Origin of the sequence: Rhizobium sp. R711 (assembly GCF_002211365.1) — a bacterium.
Lineage (GTDB): Bacteria > Pseudomonadota > Alphaproteobacteria > Rhizobiales > Rhizobiaceae > Rhizobium.
This window is the reverse complement of the sequence record NZ_LOKZ01000007.1, coordinates 49,531-64,220: the sequence shown is the minus strand read 5'-3', so window position 1 is coordinate 64,220 and position 14,690 is coordinate 49,531. Positions and strand designations below refer to the sequence as shown.

At 58.5% G+C, this 14,690-nt stretch carries 19 protein-coding genes; 9 read left to right on the top strand and 10 right to left on the bottom strand.

The features are described 5' to 3' along the window. Position 1: 1 nt before the first annotated feature. A complete protein-coding gene (locus ATY80_RS10870; RefSeq protein WP_088692435.1) occupies positions 2–1,447 on the bottom strand; it encodes an amino acid permease in 1,446 nt (481 codons plus the stop codon). Positions 1,448–1,719: 272 nt separating this feature from the next. On the opposite strand from ATY80_RS10870, the gene ATY80_RS10865 reads away from it, so the two are divergent. After that, on the top strand, positions 1,720–3,147 hold the full coding sequence (locus ATY80_RS10865) for an aspartate ammonia-lyase (protein WP_088692434.1): 1,428 nt from the start codon (positions 1,720–1,722) through the stop codon (positions 3,145–3,147). Here ATY80_RS10865 and ATY80_RS10860 read toward each other — a convergent pair. Continuing rightward, entirely contained in the window at positions 3,119–3,832 is a 714-nt protein-coding gene (locus ATY80_RS10860; protein ID WP_088692509.1) for a FadR/GntR family transcriptional regulator, read from the bottom strand. The genes ATY80_RS10865 and ATY80_RS10860 overlap by 29 nt on opposite strands. A 294-nt stretch (positions 3,833–4,126) precedes the next feature. Between ATY80_RS10860 and ATY80_RS10855 the strand changes: the two genes are divergently transcribed. Then, positions 4,127–4,489: a hypothetical protein gene (locus tag ATY80_RS10855; protein WP_088692433.1), complete on the top strand. Its 363-nt coding sequence runs from the start codon at positions 4,127–4,129 to the stop codon at positions 4,487–4,489. Here ATY80_RS10855 and ATY80_RS28560 read toward each other — a convergent pair. Together ATY80_RS28560 and ATY80_RS10845 are read right to left on the bottom strand one after the other, a co-directional pair. Beyond that, complete coding sequence (locus ATY80_RS28560) at positions 4,486–4,776, bottom strand: hypothetical protein (RefSeq protein ID WP_141105551.1); 291 nt, start codon at positions 4,774–4,776, stop codon at positions 4,486–4,488. The genes ATY80_RS10855 and ATY80_RS28560 overlap by 4 nt on opposite strands. Positions 4,777–5,108: 332 nt before the next feature. After that, positions 5,109–5,738: a hypothetical protein gene (locus tag ATY80_RS10845; protein ID WP_088692431.1), complete on the bottom strand. Its 630-nt coding sequence runs from the start codon at positions 5,736–5,738 to the stop codon at positions 5,109–5,111. 280 nt (positions 5,739–6,018) lie between these two features. Between ATY80_RS10845 and ATY80_RS10840 the strand changes: the two genes are divergently transcribed. The 6 genes from ATY80_RS10840 (at position 6,019) to ATY80_RS10805 (ending at position 10,287) form a co-directional block, all read left to right on the top strand. After that, positions 6,019–6,297, top strand: a complete 279-nt coding sequence (locus ATY80_RS10840) for a hypothetical protein (protein ID WP_088692430.1) — start codon at positions 6,019–6,021, stop codon at positions 6,295–6,297. A 237-nt stretch (positions 6,298–6,534) separates the two neighbouring features. Further along, a complete protein-coding gene (locus ATY80_RS10830) occupies positions 6,535–7,497 on the top strand; it encodes a hypothetical protein (RefSeq protein WP_088692428.1) in 963 nt (320 codons plus the stop codon). A gap of 380 nt (positions 7,498–7,877) precedes the next feature. Further along, positions 7,878–8,606: a LuxR family transcriptional regulator gene (locus ATY80_RS10820; RefSeq protein WP_245306809.1), complete on the top strand. Its 729-nt coding sequence runs from the start codon at positions 7,878–7,880 to the stop codon at positions 8,604–8,606. Positions 8,607–8,681: 75 nt separating this feature from the next. After that, the gene (locus tag ATY80_RS10815; RefSeq protein ID WP_088692426.1) at positions 8,682–9,314 is read left to right on the top strand and encodes an acyl-homoserine-lactone synthase; all 633 of its coding nucleotides are present in this window, start codon (positions 8,682–8,684) and stop codon (positions 9,312–9,314) included. Positions 9,315–9,329: 15 nt separating this feature from the next. After that, entirely contained in the window at positions 9,330–9,539 is a 210-nt protein-coding gene (locus ATY80_RS10810) for a hypothetical protein (RefSeq protein WP_245306808.1), read from the top strand. A gap of 79 nt (positions 9,540–9,618) precedes the next feature. Continuing rightward, on the top strand, positions 9,619–10,287 hold the full coding sequence (locus tag ATY80_RS10805; protein WP_245306807.1) for a helix-turn-helix domain-containing protein: 669 nt from the start codon (positions 9,619–9,621) through the stop codon (positions 10,285–10,287). A 114-nt stretch (positions 10,288–10,401) separates the two neighbouring features. Here the strand turns inward: ATY80_RS10805 and ATY80_RS10800 are convergent, their stop codons facing one another. After that, positions 10,402–10,869 carry a helix-turn-helix transcriptional regulator gene (locus tag ATY80_RS10800; protein WP_088692424.1) on the bottom strand — a complete coding sequence of 156 codons (468 nt, stop codon included), beginning with the start codon at positions 10,867–10,869 and terminating at the stop codon, positions 10,402–10,404. Between the two features lie 204 nt (positions 10,870–11,073). Between ATY80_RS10800 and ATY80_RS10795 the strand changes: the two genes are divergently transcribed. Beyond that, positions 11,074–11,313 carry a hypothetical protein gene (locus tag ATY80_RS10795; protein ID WP_141105550.1) on the top strand — a complete coding sequence of 80 codons (240 nt, stop codon included), beginning with the start codon at positions 11,074–11,076 and terminating at the stop codon, positions 11,311–11,313. A 201-nt stretch (positions 11,314–11,514) separates the two neighbouring features. Here the strand turns inward: ATY80_RS10795 and ATY80_RS10790 are convergent, their stop codons facing one another. The 5 genes from ATY80_RS10790 to ATY80_RS10770 form a co-directional block, all read right to left on the bottom strand. Further along, entirely contained in the window at positions 11,515–11,895 is a 381-nt protein-coding gene (locus ATY80_RS10790) for a transcriptional regulator (RefSeq protein ID WP_088692422.1), read from the bottom strand. A 17-nt stretch (positions 11,896–11,912) separates the two neighbouring features. After that, entirely contained in the window at positions 11,913–12,224 is a 312-nt protein-coding gene (locus ATY80_RS10785; protein ID WP_088692421.1) for a type II toxin-antitoxin system HigB family toxin, read from the bottom strand. Positions 12,225–12,354: 130 nt separating this feature from the next. After that, a complete protein-coding gene (locus tag ATY80_RS10780) occupies positions 12,355–12,903 on the bottom strand; it encodes a hypothetical protein (RefSeq protein ID WP_088692420.1) in 549 nt (182 codons plus the stop codon). A gap of 22 nt (positions 12,904–12,925) precedes the next feature. Continuing rightward, positions 12,926–13,681, bottom strand: a complete 756-nt coding sequence (locus tag ATY80_RS10775; RefSeq protein ID WP_245306806.1) for a thermonuclease family protein — start codon at positions 13,679–13,681, stop codon at positions 12,926–12,928. 14 nt (positions 13,682–13,695) lie between these two features. Next, positions 13,696–14,328 (bottom strand): hypothetical protein, encoded by a 633-nt coding sequence (locus tag ATY80_RS10770; protein WP_245306805.1) that lies wholly within the window; start codon positions 14,326–14,328, stop codon positions 13,696–13,698. Positions 14,329–14,690: the final 362 nt, after the last annotated feature.

Below are 14,690 nucleotides of genomic sequence, written 5' to 3'. Positions count from 1 at the left end.
ACTAGCCCCGCTCGGTCGCCGGTTGCTCGATGCGGTCGCGCAACAGGTACCAGCCTATGACGAGGGCCGGCGCGATCAGGACGAGCGACGCGATCGTCCAGGTGCCAACGGGGTAGTCGAGCGCCATCAGCACCAGCACCGCAAAGAGGAAGACGAGGGTCAAGATGCCGGTATAGGGTGCGCCGAACATGCGGAAATCCGGACGTGCCATCTCGCCACGCGTCGACAGCTTCCAAAGCTTTAATTGGCACAGCACGATAACGCCCCAGGCCGAGATGATGCCGAGCGCCGAGAGATTGAGCGCAATCTCGAATGCGGCTGCCGGGACAACGGCGTTCAGCGCCACGCCGATGACGGTCACGGCAGCCGTCACCGCGATGCCGCCATAAGGCACGCCCGCCTTGTTCATCTTCGCAAGCGCTGCCGGCGCCGAGCCGGAAACCGCCATCGAATGCAGGATGCGGCCGGTGGAATAGAGGCCTGCATTGAGCGAGGATAAAACGGCCGTCAGCACGACGAGGTTCATGATAATGTCGGCGCCTTCGATGCCGACCGCCCCGAAGAAGGTAACGAAGGGGCTCTCGCCGGCCTTATAGGCCGTATAAGGCAGCAGCAGCGACAGAAGCAGAACCGAGCCGACATAGAAGATCAGCAGGCGTGCAACGACCGTGCGGATTGCACCCGGCATGACCTTACGGGGGTCCTCGGTCTCGCCTGCCGTCGTACCGATCAGCTCGATCGACGCATAGGCGAAGACCACGCCCTGTATGATGACGAAGGCCGGCAAAATGCCGTTGGGGAAGAAGCCGCCGCTATCCCCGATAATGCTGAAACCTGCCGAATGACCGGCAATCGGCATTCCGGAGACGACGAAATAGATGCCGATCACGAGGAAGCTGGCAAGCGCGAGGACCTTCACGAGGCTGAACCAGAATTCGAGCTCGCCGAAAACCTTGACCGACAGCAGGTTCATGAAAAGCACGACCATCAGCGCGATCAGCGCAAAGACCCACTGATCGACGCCTGCGAGCCATGGAACGTATTGCTTGAAAAAGTTCATGTAGAGCGCGACTGCGGTCACGTCGGCAACGGACGTCATGGCCCAGTTCAGCCAGTACATCCAGCCAACCGCAAAGGCCATCTTCTCGCCGTAAAATTCGCGGGCATAGGACACGAAGGAGCCGGAGCTCGGGCGATGCATGATCAATTCGCCGAGCGCGCGCAGCACCAAAAAGGCAAAGAAGCCGCAGAGCGCATAGACGAAGATCAAAGCGGGTCCGGCCGCGGCAAGCCGCCCGCCGGCCCCAAGAAAAAGCCCAGTGCCGATCGCGCCGCCAATGGCAATCATCTGGATCTGCCTCGGCTTCAGCGCCTTGTGATAGCCAAGCTCCTCATCGGCTGGTGGCCGGCGATCTGCCGGCACATTCTGGATGGTTTTGACTGACATTGCTCCTCCCTTGAGCCGTTTGTCCTGGATAGGTCCGAGGTGCTCGCTTGCACCCGACAGAATGCCGTTCGCCTCCATCAAGCCGTCGATCGAAGTTGACCACCGTCGACAATGCTGTAAGGCTGTATGACAGATTTTCCTCTACACGCACCGTTTGGCGCAGGTCAACCCGGCTCAGGCTTATTGACGCGGTTCCGGGCAATCGATAACAGATTTTAGATCTGTCTTACAGCTTGACAGATATGGCTTGATTTCGACTGCAGGAGGGTAATGTGATCAAGACGCGAAGCGAATATGATTTACTGGGCGAAAAGGATATTCCAGCCGATGTCTATTGGGGGGTGCATACCGCGCGAGCGGTTGAAAACTTCCAGGTAACGGGCACCGCGATCGGGCGCTACACACATCTCGTCCGCGGTCTTGCCTTCGTCAAGGAAGCGGCGGCCCTTGCCAATCACGAACTGGGTCTGCTCAGCAAAGAAAGGCTCGATGCCATCGTGCGCGCCTGCCGCGAAATCCGTGCCGGCGAGCTTCATGAACAATTCGTCGTCGATGTCATTCAGGGAGGTGCCGGTACCTCGACCAACATGAATGCCAACGAGGTCATCGCCAATCGCGCGCTGGAGCTGCTCGGCCATGCCAAGGGCGACTATGGTCATCTTCATCCGAACGATCACGTCAATCTCAGCCAGTCCACCAACGATGCCTATCCGACGGCCGTCAATGTCGCGGTGATCGAAGCCATCGACGGCCTGGCTGCAGCGATGGAGACATTGCAGGCAGCATTCGAACGGAAAGCCAAGGAGTTCGACAGCATCCTGAAAGTCGGTCGCACGCAACTGCAGGACGCGGTACCGATGACGCTTGGCCAGGAATTCAGAACCTTCGCGGTCATGCTCGGCGAAGATAGATCGCGCCTGATCGAATCGGCGGCCCTCCTGCACGAGGTCAATCTGGGTGCCACCGCGATCGGCACAGGCCTCAATGCACCTGTCGGTTATGCGGCGCTCGCCTGCGCTCATCTGGCCCGGCTCACCGGCCGGCCTCTGGTAACCGCGAGCGACCTTATCGAGGCCACGCAGGATCCCGGCGCCTTTGTCCACCTCTCCGGCGTGCTGAAGCGCGTCGCGGTCAAGCTGTCGAAGACCTGCAACGATCTGCGTCTCTTGTCCTCCGGCCCACGGGCCGGCATCGGCGAGATTACGCTGCCAGCCATGCAGGCAGGTTCGAGCATCATGCCTGGCAAGGTCAATCCGGTCATTCCGGAAATGGTCAACCAGGTGGCTTTTGCCGTCATCGGCAACGACATCACTATCACCATGGCTGCAGAAGCAGGCCAGCTGCAGCTCAACGCCTTCGAACCGATCATCGTGCGCTCGCTATCGGAAAGCATCATGCATCTGACGGCGGCCTGCCATATCCTTGCTGAACGTTGCGTCGACGGCATTGCGGCCAATCCGGCTCTCATGGCGCAGCGCCTTCAGGAATCGATCGGCCTTGCCACGGCGCTCAATCCGTTGATCGGCTATCAGGCCGCTACCAAGGTTGCCCGCGAGGCGCTGGCAACGGGACGCACCATACCCGAAATCGTGCTTCAGCATGAATATCTGACCGCCGAACAATTGCTCGAGGCACTACGGCCGGAGCGGCTGGCCAACCTGCCCACCGCTCTCAATGCTGCGGTTGATCCTCACCAATGATCGTGGTCACCACACGCTTCACCTGACCCAGATGCGTTTCCATCGCCGCGATGGCCCCCTCTTCGGATCCCGCCGCAATCGCTTCAACGATGTGACGGTGCTCGACATTCGAGGCCACGCGGCGCTGCGCCATCATGTTGACCAGCTCCGACTGCCGCATGAGCGCATCGCGGGCGTCCGTCACGATCTTGGCGAAGACGCTATTTCCCGAGGATTCCGCGATCATCGAATGAAATTCAGAGTCCAGATTCACCCACTTCAACGGATCTTCTTCGTGGTCCATCAGATCGCAAAGCTCAAGCAGACGCGCGAGCTGCTGCTCTGTCCGCCGCACAGCCGCCCAGCCTGCGGCGGGCACCTCAATAAAGGGGCGAGCCTCGATCAAATCGCGTGCAGAATAACCGCCGTAACGCAGCTCCGGTCCAGGTGTCGATGTTGTGACATAGGTGCCGCTGCCGGTGCGAGTCTGAGTTAAGCCGAGTGTCTGAAGGGAGCGGAGCGCTTCGCGGACAATAGGGCGGCTGACGCCATAACGGGAGGCAAGCTGCGCCTCAGCGGGCAGCCGTGTCCCGACCACCAACCGTCCCGATGTGATTGCCGAACGTATATCTTCAAATACTGCCTCAGCAGCATTTTTCCGACTGATCGGACTTGTATAAGATAACCAATCAGCCACCTCACTCATGCCATCAACCTTCACAAACATTCTCTGCTTGTCAAGGATCGAAGCCCAGCGTGCGGCCGCGAGGACCCGCCTGCCGAACGAGGGCAGCTAGCGATAGAAGCCACGCATCCGTCATCTTTCACAAGAAACTTGCGCTCTCTTTCCAGAGCGTTGATCTTCCTTCAGTTCCATGGTCTGCAAGATGGAAACTTCTTCACCCCTCCGCGGGTCCTCTCTCAAGATTCGTGAATGGTGCGTTTTCCGGGAACCAACCGAACGAACGGACGTTCTGGCTCACCGGATAGGAGACAGATGATGGCAAAGAAGAACCGCATTCCGAAGAAAATCGCTGGCTACAAAGTACCCAGAGCCGTTCGCAAATCCACGCTGATCAAGGGGTTGCTCGCCAGCGACATTGGACGTGGCATTCTTGCCAAAGCTCTGACGGCAGCAGCCGGTGCCGCCGCGGCCGTCTTGGTTGGCGAACGCGATGACGTCGCAAATGCAGCAGGCCGCAGCACGAGAAAGGGAAAGCGGGCAATCGGAATTGCTGGAACCGCGATGAGCCAGGCTGCCGAAGCCGCAATGGAAGCGGTGAGGTCCGCAACGCGCGATTCGCTTCCCAAGCGCGTGCGCAAGGACATGAAGGACCGCCCTTCCCAGGGCGCGGTGCACTAGTCGCCGCGCCCGATGATGCCGGTTATTTGGAGCGCTATGCCGTTCAACGGTTCGCACGCACCGGCGTCGAAAAAGCGATGGTGGCCGGCATCGCACGCATGGTCGTGCGCCTCGTCAAAAGACACCCGCTCGTTGCCGCCGAGCTTCTGATCGCGGGGACTGGCCACGTCGGCAAGATCGGCTGGATGGAACTCGAACGGCGGCTCGATGACACAAGCAATGGCAATCCCAAACCCATTACACACTCCGTTCCACTGATCACATCTTCGAATAACGGCAGCGATCAAGGAGGATCGTAGCTCCCGCCTTTCCAGACGACTTCTAAGCTGACAACATCGTCCCGCTTCTCTATCGGTCGGGCCCGGGAACAAGGCGGCCATGAAACCGAGCGCATCGCTCACTAAAGGTGTCGAGCTCCATGCTTATTAAAGGATTCTGGTCTGAGCGAACAATCGGCCTCGTCGTGTGGTTCGAACGGGGGCGCTCCAACCGCCGGTGACCAAGGCGTCGGGAATTCAGAGCGGCTTGGCTTCAAAGCCAAGGGCGATGTGTGCATTGATCAGGTCACGCCTGAACAGCTGGCGGCCAGAGACGCTTCCCTGACCGCACCGCCTGACCTTTATTCGTCGGGCGTCTGCGACGCGGACGTCTCCAACGACTGGCGGATCTCGTCGATCTTTCCATGAGCATCGCCAACCCCGAGGATCGTCTTGGCTTGAGCAAGAACGGCAGGGCTGACCTCGCCAGTCTTCGTTGCCGAGGCCAGCGCATCCTCCAGAGCCTCGTCTCCGAGGATCGGATCATTCACAGACGGCTCCGTTCCGTTGTCGATTTCGTACTGGGCATAGGCCATCGCATAGGCGGCAATCGCCGTCATGCGTGGGTCTGACGTGTGCATGTAGGCCTTGTAGCTCCGCTTCAGGGAGCTCAGGCCTGCAAGCTGCGCCGAGGCATTCTTTTCCTTGGTGAGGGTCCCGGTCGTATCGGCCTTTGCAGACCGGGACTTGCTGCCCGCCTCACCGGATTTGCCCTTTACGCCACCATGAGACTTGTCGCTGCTATTGGTGCTACCATGGTCGGCGTTGCTTCCACCGCCATTGCTGTTCCCGCCACCATTTCCGCCACCGTTACCACCACCATTGCCGCCATCCTTTGCCATCGCGGCGATATCGACGCCGGCAATCGTCAAGGGACTTGCGGCAACCGACAGCGAAAGGATCGCCACGGACGCCAAGGTTGAAATACGCATCGCTTTCTCCAAACAGATCAAGATAATCGAGCCAATCAACACGGGGTTGACGGGACTCGTCGGGGGCCGAGTCGATAGTTAGACAGTAAACGCGGATCGCACATCGGGCGGAGGTCCCATATCCGTCGGACCATGGTCTGATAGCCCTTGATATCGTCGGCCAAAGCGAGGAGCCTTTGATGGCGCGCCGTCGTCCCGTCACCGGCTGAGACTGAAGTCCCATGGTCGGAACCCATCGCACCCTATCGCGTTGGCTCCTTACGAACCCCGAGGAGGTTAAATGATCACCGACAACGACCATCGAGACCTGGACCTTCGCACCACGCCTCATCGGTTTCGTCGGCCTCATGCTATCTGGTGGGCGCTGCTGGCGACCCTGGCGATGTTGCTGGTCGGCGTCTACGCCTACAGCAAGCTACGCGCAGCGATCACCGTTGCGCCGAAACCTGCCGCCGAGAACCAGCCTCTATCCCTCTCGAGAGCCTTCAAACCAGGAGATCTTGCTGCAGTCGATTTTGGGAAGACGCCCGGCTCGTTCGCTCTCTCGAGAGCTGACTAATGACACTTGTTAGGTTTATGCCCGCATCTGACATGGCAACCAAAGACTGCGCAGGGCATGTAGATTTGCTGCAGTCGAGCCCGCCTGCGGTGGCCAGCGATGACAACTCAAACTCAATTCGCCGCATTGCAAACATAGGGATGCTGCGTTGCATTATAGACCAGAACTGCTTACCCTTAACGTGGGGCGCGGGGATAAAAAAGGCCGTGGACAACCACGAATGCATAAGGATATCAAATGCTTGATACGCCGAATTCCAGACCCAAAGACCTCGAAGCAATTGCCCGCACAGGGGGGCCTCTGCGCCGCATGGCAGCGCGCGTGCCGACCTACCTGACGGATTTGCGGGAAAACCCCGCCTGGTTGCCGATGTTCGTTCTGGCCCGCACGATACCATTTCGCCGGGCACATTGGCTGACGGCGCGGTCGGTTCCGCCGTCGACAAAGTCGGCGTCAATATTTGGCGATATCAAGGCACAGGACGTCGCTGCGGAATTGAGACGGACAGGCATCTTTTCCGGCCTCGATCTACCCCCGGAGATCCAGCAGGAAATCGCGACATTTGCGCGCGAAACCCCGTGTTTTGGCAATTTCGAGCGCGGCCTTGAGTTTCTGGCCGAGGACCACGCGGAAGCGGAACGCCGCTTCGGACGCACCTTGTTGAGCGGCCACCATTTCGAGCGGGTGCTGCAATGCAAGGCAGCAGTCGCCGTCCAGCAGGACCCGCTGCTCATCGACATTGCAAGACATTATCTCGGCGGCGAGGCGAAACTGATTACCACGCGAACCTGGTGGAGCTTTCCGACCAAGTCGGCTTCGGAAGCCGACCTCAGCCGCGCCTCGTTCAAGTTTCATTTCGATCTCGATGACTGGCGCATGCTGAAGTTCTTCTTCTACCTGTCAGACGTCGATGCGGATGCCGGCCCCCACGTCTATGTCAAAGGCAGTCACAACCGCCGGCGGCTGAAGCACCAATTGACATTGCTCGTCGGACATTCAGCCGAGGAGGTGCTGGGCTTTTATGGCGAGCAGAATGCCGTCACGATGACCGGAAAGGCGGGCACGGGCTTTGTCGAGGACCCCTTCGGATTCCATATGGGAACGCTCGCAAAGCATACACCGCGTCTTATGATGGAAGTCGGATTCGGCGTGTCGAAACCCTCAAAGCGCCGCTATCATGGTGAGCCAGTGATCCGGTAACCGGCTTTAAGCGCCGGATGAGATCATCCTTACGGCCCGATAACTCCGCCCTGCAAGGCTTGTTGGCTGGTGTAGGGCAAAGAGGCCCGACGAGATTGCGCCATGCCTCGCGCCGCCAGGGCTAGCGCGGGGTTGTCCTCACGCGGATGTCGGCCGAGCCGATCTCAAAAAGGCGACCACCTGTGTCTCCTGCAGGTTTTTGACGATCGCTGGAACGCTCGTGCGACAGCCGGCCAGCGCGCGCCGCAAACACGGTGAGATTTACGTCCTGCCCGTTGAGGTGTACAAGCATCAGTAGCATCATGGATGTTGCAACCGCCTCACGTTAACAAGTTGGCCAGAGCAGCTGTTGATCTGAGATCAATGTGCGAGCGAATTCGATGAGCCTGTTCCCGATAACAATTCTGACGGATTTCCTGGATGCTTCCGATGGAACGGTCGATAGAGGCCAGTTGATGGCTGCCGTTGAGGGAGCAACGCGCCAGCTTGGCGTGGAGCACTTTGCGGCCGCATTCCTGCCGCTCGCCCATGAGAGGCTCGACTCCTACTTCATTGGGGAGAACTGGCCGAGCCCCTGGTTTGAACGCTATCTGAAACTCAACTATTTCCACGCCGACCCGGTCGTGCGTTTTGTTCGGCTGTCCGGACGCCCGATGGTTTGGTCGAAATCGCTGAAGTTGCAGAACCTGTCCTCGAAGTCGAGGCGGATCATGGACGAAGCGAGCGATTTTGGTCTCGTCGACGGGGTAACCATCCCACTTCACTCGCAGCACGGCATGGCTGGCGTCTTTTCGGTTGCAGGCAGGCGCCCGAAACTCACGCCTCAAGAGGTCACGCTGTTGGAGTTCGTCGCGACGCACGCACACCGTCGTCTGCTCGCCCTTGCCGCGTTGCCTGTCCGACCACTGGAAGATCTCGCAGTCACGAAAACCGAGAGCGAATGCCTGACATGGTGCGCCTCAGGCAAGACCGATCGCGAAATCGGGGCCATGTCCGGTCGGTCTCCCCGCACGATCCAGGCCCACATCCGTAACCTTCAGCGCAAGCTTGGCGCCGCCAACCGCGCCGAACTCATGGCGGAAGCGTTTCGCAGAGGCTTGCTGCGCTGAAAAATACGACATTTTACGAATAGATTTTGATTATCCGCGGTTGCATCCTCATCAGGTGCACGCGGAGGCTTTGCAATGTTGAGAATTATTCGTGAGGCAGACGACCCGGAGCTGATGGAGCGCGTCTGGCTTTTCCGGCACCGAAGGTTCGTGGAGCAACTGGGTTGGGAAGAGCTTCGCAGACAAGATGGCCGCGAACGGGATCAATATGACAGGGCCGATGCCATTCATGCCGTTCTCGTTCACGGCGACAGAATTATTGGATATTCAAGGTTGCTTCCAACGACACGCCCGCATTTCGCGAGAAGCCTGAGCCGCCATTTGTCGGCCAGACTGCTGCCCTCGGGGTCCCTCATATTCGAGTGGAGCCGCTGCGCAACGGCACTCGATGCGCCCTCGGCAGGCGGTCATTCTGCCGCTGACCTCTTGATGACGGGCGTCCTCGAATGCCTTGTGCACCTTAACGCCAGCGAAATTGTCTTCGTCACCTACACGCCTCTTGTCGACATGATGCAGCGGCGCGGATATCCCGTAAAACGTCTGAGTACCGTTGCGCTCGGCAATGGTGACCGGGTTGAGATCGTCTCCTCAAGCATACCGCCGGACCTTCTTTCGCAGCATCAGCAAACACACGGTATCAGGCAATCCCTGTTGGTTTGGGGGCGTGACGGCAGTGCCACTGCGCAGCGTCCCCCGACCGCTGCGTAGCGTTGGTGCCGCGCGGTGGTCCGTCGCAGGAAATCCCTGCTGGATGACGGCGACGCCCGACGCTTCGCGATCGCGACCGTTCATGAGGAGACTGCGCAACTGCTGAGAATCATCGACGAGATCTGTCTTCGGTATCCCCCGAACGACGACCTGCATTTCGTTCGCTATCTGCTGCGCATGATTGTCGAGGAGACGAAACGGACGATGCGTTCAGACGAACCCTGACGACCCGACAGATCGGTCGGCCAATACATGCGCTAATGTTAGGACACGCTCCTAAAGTTCTTTGCAAACGTGAATCCTGTTGATAGACTACAACTCAGGCGATGCAATCGCCTTGGGGCGTGGAAACCCCATTCAAGCTTATTGCTCATTGTTAGAGCGTATTCTTCGCGACCAATTCGTCGGGGAGCCTGTGGCGTATGCAAGAGGCGTTCGCGCTAAAGACCACGGGGCCGCCAGCTTGACGGTTTTTCACCTCCCCGGCTTCTGGTTGCCAGCTTGTCTGGCCAGCGGGAGCGCTTTTATGTTGCAGAAACCATTGGCTGATGTCGCATCGACCCCTACCGATGCCACCCGTGAAACAAACGCCCAGAACATTGCCGATATAGAAGTCGGCAAGCGCATCAAGAAGCGCCGGCAGCAACTCAGGTTGTCTCAAACGGCGCTTGGCGCTGCTGTCGGCGTGTCGTTTCAGCAGATCCAGAAGTACGAGCGAGGCGCAAACCGGGTAAGCTCGTCGACCCTTTACGAGATCGCCCATGTTCTCGAGACGCCGATCACCTATTTCTTCGAAAGCCTGGGGCCCCGCTCGACACTTGGCAATTGTGAATTGGACCGGAAGGCGGCCGTCCGGGAAGAGTTCGTCGCCACCGATGAGGGCCAGCGGCTGGTGGACGCCTTTCTCGCGGTCCCGAAAAAGATGCGGCCGAAGTTCATTTCGCTGCTGGCAACGTTTTCAAGTGAGCTCTAAGCTGCGCATATCTGAAATGGCATGACCGTGGCTACTAACGCGCAGCCGTTGCTGCCGGACGCAACCACCGGCAGCCCGACCGCTTGTCATTACAGCTCGCTCGACAAAGGACGCCTAGGAACCCGCGTTCTGAAGCGTAAATATCGAATCCAGGATCGTCGCGACCGTCCGCAAGGTCTCGGGCGGAAGAGCCTGGATCATCTTGGTGATGCGCCGGCGCTCCAGGGCCTCTTCCCTCGTCTGACCCCAAAGATGGGGAGCCGCATCGAAGAGCAGATCATCTGGAAAAATGCCGAGGACTTCGCAAAGGTGTAGCACCTGCGTGGCGTGAAGCTTTGTCACGGCCCGCTCATAACGTCCGTAGACCGCCTCGATCGAACCGATAAGCATGGCGAGCTCGGCCCGCGACAAGTCTTTCTGTTTTCGAAACCTGCTCAACGCCTCAGCGATCGTTTCATCCATCGCCTGCGTGGACGCAATCCCGTCGAACCCGGGGCGGCGATAGACAGGTCGATCCACCTTCGGGTCGGCGGTTGGCTCGAGTCCTGTCTCGGTGATGTAGCTGTCAGTCCTTGCCGTCATGCATGTCCGCTCAAATCGATGGCTTGGTTTATAGCACTCATCCGGCGATTGGCTATGCGCTTTCCGAACACAACCGCGCTCGACGAGCCTTTTTCGGGCCTGTGTATCTTGATGAGGTGAACTGGAAGAAAGGGTAACGATGTGAGAGCTGAACTGTTGAGACGGATCAGGGCACACGAACGTTCTCTATCAATGGTGATCGAAATGAACGGAGGCGTCACCGACGGCAACTCCACACAGTTGGAACGAAACGAGGTGCTTGCAAGCGAAGTTGCGACAAGAAATGACCTCGTCGACTGGGAAGCGCCGACAGCCACTCTTGCCGTCGAGAAACTACTTCACCTTCTCGCGCACGTCCTTGCGGGCCAGATCGCTCTCGATGAACAGGCGCTGGCGAAGATAAGGGCGCAAAGCCGGCGTTTTCAAAGCGGTCTTGAAAATTGACGTCGTGTGCCGGAGCTGGCCTGATAAACCGCGACTATCTCGCGCTTCTGACGATGCTATCGTAGCTTTGCATAATCGGCCCTGGTCACCTTAAGCAAGACAAGAGACCAGACCAGGTGACAGACCCGTCGAGCCGGATCGCAGGGGCCGGCGGCAACTCAGTGCCGCGAAGCGGTTAAGAGACGAACGCATCAGCTCACCCTAACCAGCAGCTTCGCCAATCAGTGCGCCGGCAGGAATATTCCAAGCTTTGCTAAGCTTCCTAATCTGGTCCAGGTTGATCTCTCGCTTTCCGTTCAGAAGATCGGCCGCTCGCGCCTTGGAGCCAATGACAGCCACAAGGTCGGCGCGGCTGTATTTGTTCGCAATCATCACCGACCTGATCACCTCGACCGGACTAGCAGTCGGGATTGGGTAATGCCTGGCTTCATACTGTTCGATCAGAAGGACGAGCGCGTCGAAATGAGCAGCTTCATCGGACCCCTCGTCGGGTTCGATTTCGAAATACCGCCGGACCGCCTTCAACGCTGCATCGTATTCGTTTTCGCTCTGAAGCGTACGAAGCGATTTCAAATTCAACATCTCGATCTCCTTTCACCTCAGAGTTTATTCACGTCGATCGCATCATATTGGGCGTGCGTTCCCACAAAAAGGACGTAAATCCGCTTTGAGCGAAACGCGACCAACCCCACTATACGGTACTTGTTGCCGCCAACATCGAAAATTACCTTGTTGCCACCGACGATATCAGCCGAGTTGAAGGTGTTCCTCAACTCGCTGTGATTGGCCCAACTCGCCTTAGATGCGGTGGCATACCATTCCCTCATCGCAGCTTCAGCAGTTGCTCTGGGTGCCCCTTTGGGCAAGCTACTCCAAAACTTGACCAAGGCGGATTTAGCGATGACGTTCATTGTCACCCCCTACCTAGCGCGTTCCCAACCTGGAAACAAGCCCAAAGTTCCCAATTTGGAAACTTCCGGAATTCCGCAATTCTGACGCGCCCGCCCGTCGCGAAACGGATACGGGTGATCGAGGCACCGTTCAGCGCCTTAAGTCGAAATAGATCCGCGACTGTTTGTCACCCGTCTCATCACCGATATCGAAGTAGTAGGGCTGTTCGCGACGTGGGCGCGCCATGTACTCGGTGTAGGCACAGCTGCGGTTGTCGTGGTAGACGCGGGAGGTGCCATCGCGCCTGACCTCGGTTCGATCATGATCGGCAATGCCACGAGACGCCCACTCACCGCCCCTGCAGTCGTTCACCACTCGCATGCAACGCGACAGTTCAGCGCGAGTGCCAGCGCCCCCGACGCCGCCTTCCGTTGCAGACCACCCTGGGGGACAATTGGAAAAGGGCTCGTAGCCTGGTTTACCAGCACCACCTTCCGGGCAGGTCGGCCAGGAAAAACCTGGGGCTTTCATCGCCGAGATCAGGCGACCCATCGGCGCATGGCATTCGGGCACGCTGTGCCATGACGGGTTCGACGAGGCAGCGCAAAGCAGGACCTCGCACCCCCATTCGTCAGCCGCAGCCAGGCGCGCAGGGACGGAGACGGATAGCACAGATACGACGGCAAGAATAAGCTTCATACTCCCTGGTCTCCGTGGGTGGTCAGCGGTCGGTACGCCTCGGCAGGCCTCTGGCGTCGGCAAAGGGTGGCGAAATTTCCAGGCGCCGGCCGACCAGCAGATTGTAGTCGGCAATGGGATGCCGGCGCAGTGTGCGGTCCACAGCACTTGTCCGCCACTCGTTCATGTCGAGAACATACGTGCCCCAGATTCCATATCGGGCGTCCATGGCGTGCTTTTCGGCCGATTGGTATACACTGCCTGAATGACCGTCGGCGACCTTCGCAAGACCGACCCTCAATAGCTCCAGAGCCAGATCACGACCGTCAACCAGACAGCGCCCGAAAACTGGCCGGCTTGCCCTTTTTACAAGACACCTGACCGAATGGTCCTTAATCGTCCTCTTCAGCCAGGCCCGGGCCAGTGCGCCGCACGGCACGGGCTTCAGTCGATCGCCCGTTTCCGCCTTCGGATCGGCCTCAAAAGACCACTGCGGCAATGCGCAAGCGTCGATACCAAAAAGCTTGACGTCGATCCCCGCTTTTGGAAACCGAAGGGTCCGGCCATCGACGGCAGATGCTCTGCCGTCAATTCCTGATATGGCCGCAGATGACCTGGGCGGGCGAAGCTGATCCTGCGAGCAATCATGCAGGCCGCATTGGACAGCATAAACACGGTCGAGCCGTTTGCCCTCAAGCCGGATATCGTCGGCGACCCGTCTCTGGTCGCAATGCGCTGACATTTCGCGGGTTTCAGCGGCTGCGGCGCTTCCGGCCCAGAGCATGATCGAAAATGCCAAGCACCCGTCCCATCTCATCGCTTTGTCCTCGGATCAGCCCACATGCCATACCCGTGGCGACCGATCTTTTCTTCGTCCGCGAGGTCCGGACGCATCAGCGATCCATCAGGCTTCGTTGCCAGACGAAGTGCACCCACAGCCACCAATTGCTCCTCGAAATTGCTGATGCTGTCGAGCGACCCCGGGAAATAATAGTAGCCGAAGCAGGTTACATCCTGCCTTGGCGCATTCTCCTCAGACAGAAAGGCCCGGCAAAGGATGACCTTGGGGTATTTGAGGAGGGTTTTCAGTTGCTGCTGGGCAAAGTCCTGGCAGGGACCGGCAAAACCTTCCCACCTATTGACCATCTCGCCCTGGCAAGGCTCCACGCCGTAAAGATGCAGGGCGGTCTTGCCATCGATGCTGATTTCGGTCGGCGAAATGGCGCGAAACCCGGTCGCCGAGGCGTATCCCTTGCGCGAAACGACCGTCTTGCTGCCGTCATAATATTCGACGACCAGCACGGTTTTTCCCGGCGCGACGAGAGACTTGATATAGGCCGGCTCGGCCGCCCCAGCGGCAAAGGCGCCAGACGCATGGCCGTGTATCCCTGCGAGCAGCGGGACGATCTTGACCAACAGCCTATGAACGATACGAGTTTGCTTCATCCTCACACCCCTTGACGCTCACTGGCGGAAGATACCGCCTTCAACTACGAACTATATTAGTTTGTTTTTGTGGTTGACAGCAAGCGATTTCTGATGTCGTTTACCCCCATAAAGAAGGCATAGGTGTCCGATGACCAGCAAGAACCGGATGGCATTGATTGCGACGCTTTCGTGCCTGCATTCATTCGCAGCAAAATCACAAGACATTGGAAATCATTCATTATACGGCGTCGGCTTATACGCATTTTCACCACGTTCCATGAAGCAGGAACTGGAACATTTCAATGCCGACATCAGCCGCCAGGGGAACGTTGCCGCTGCGGGAACATCCAACGATGGGCGTCAAAATATGGACTATTTCA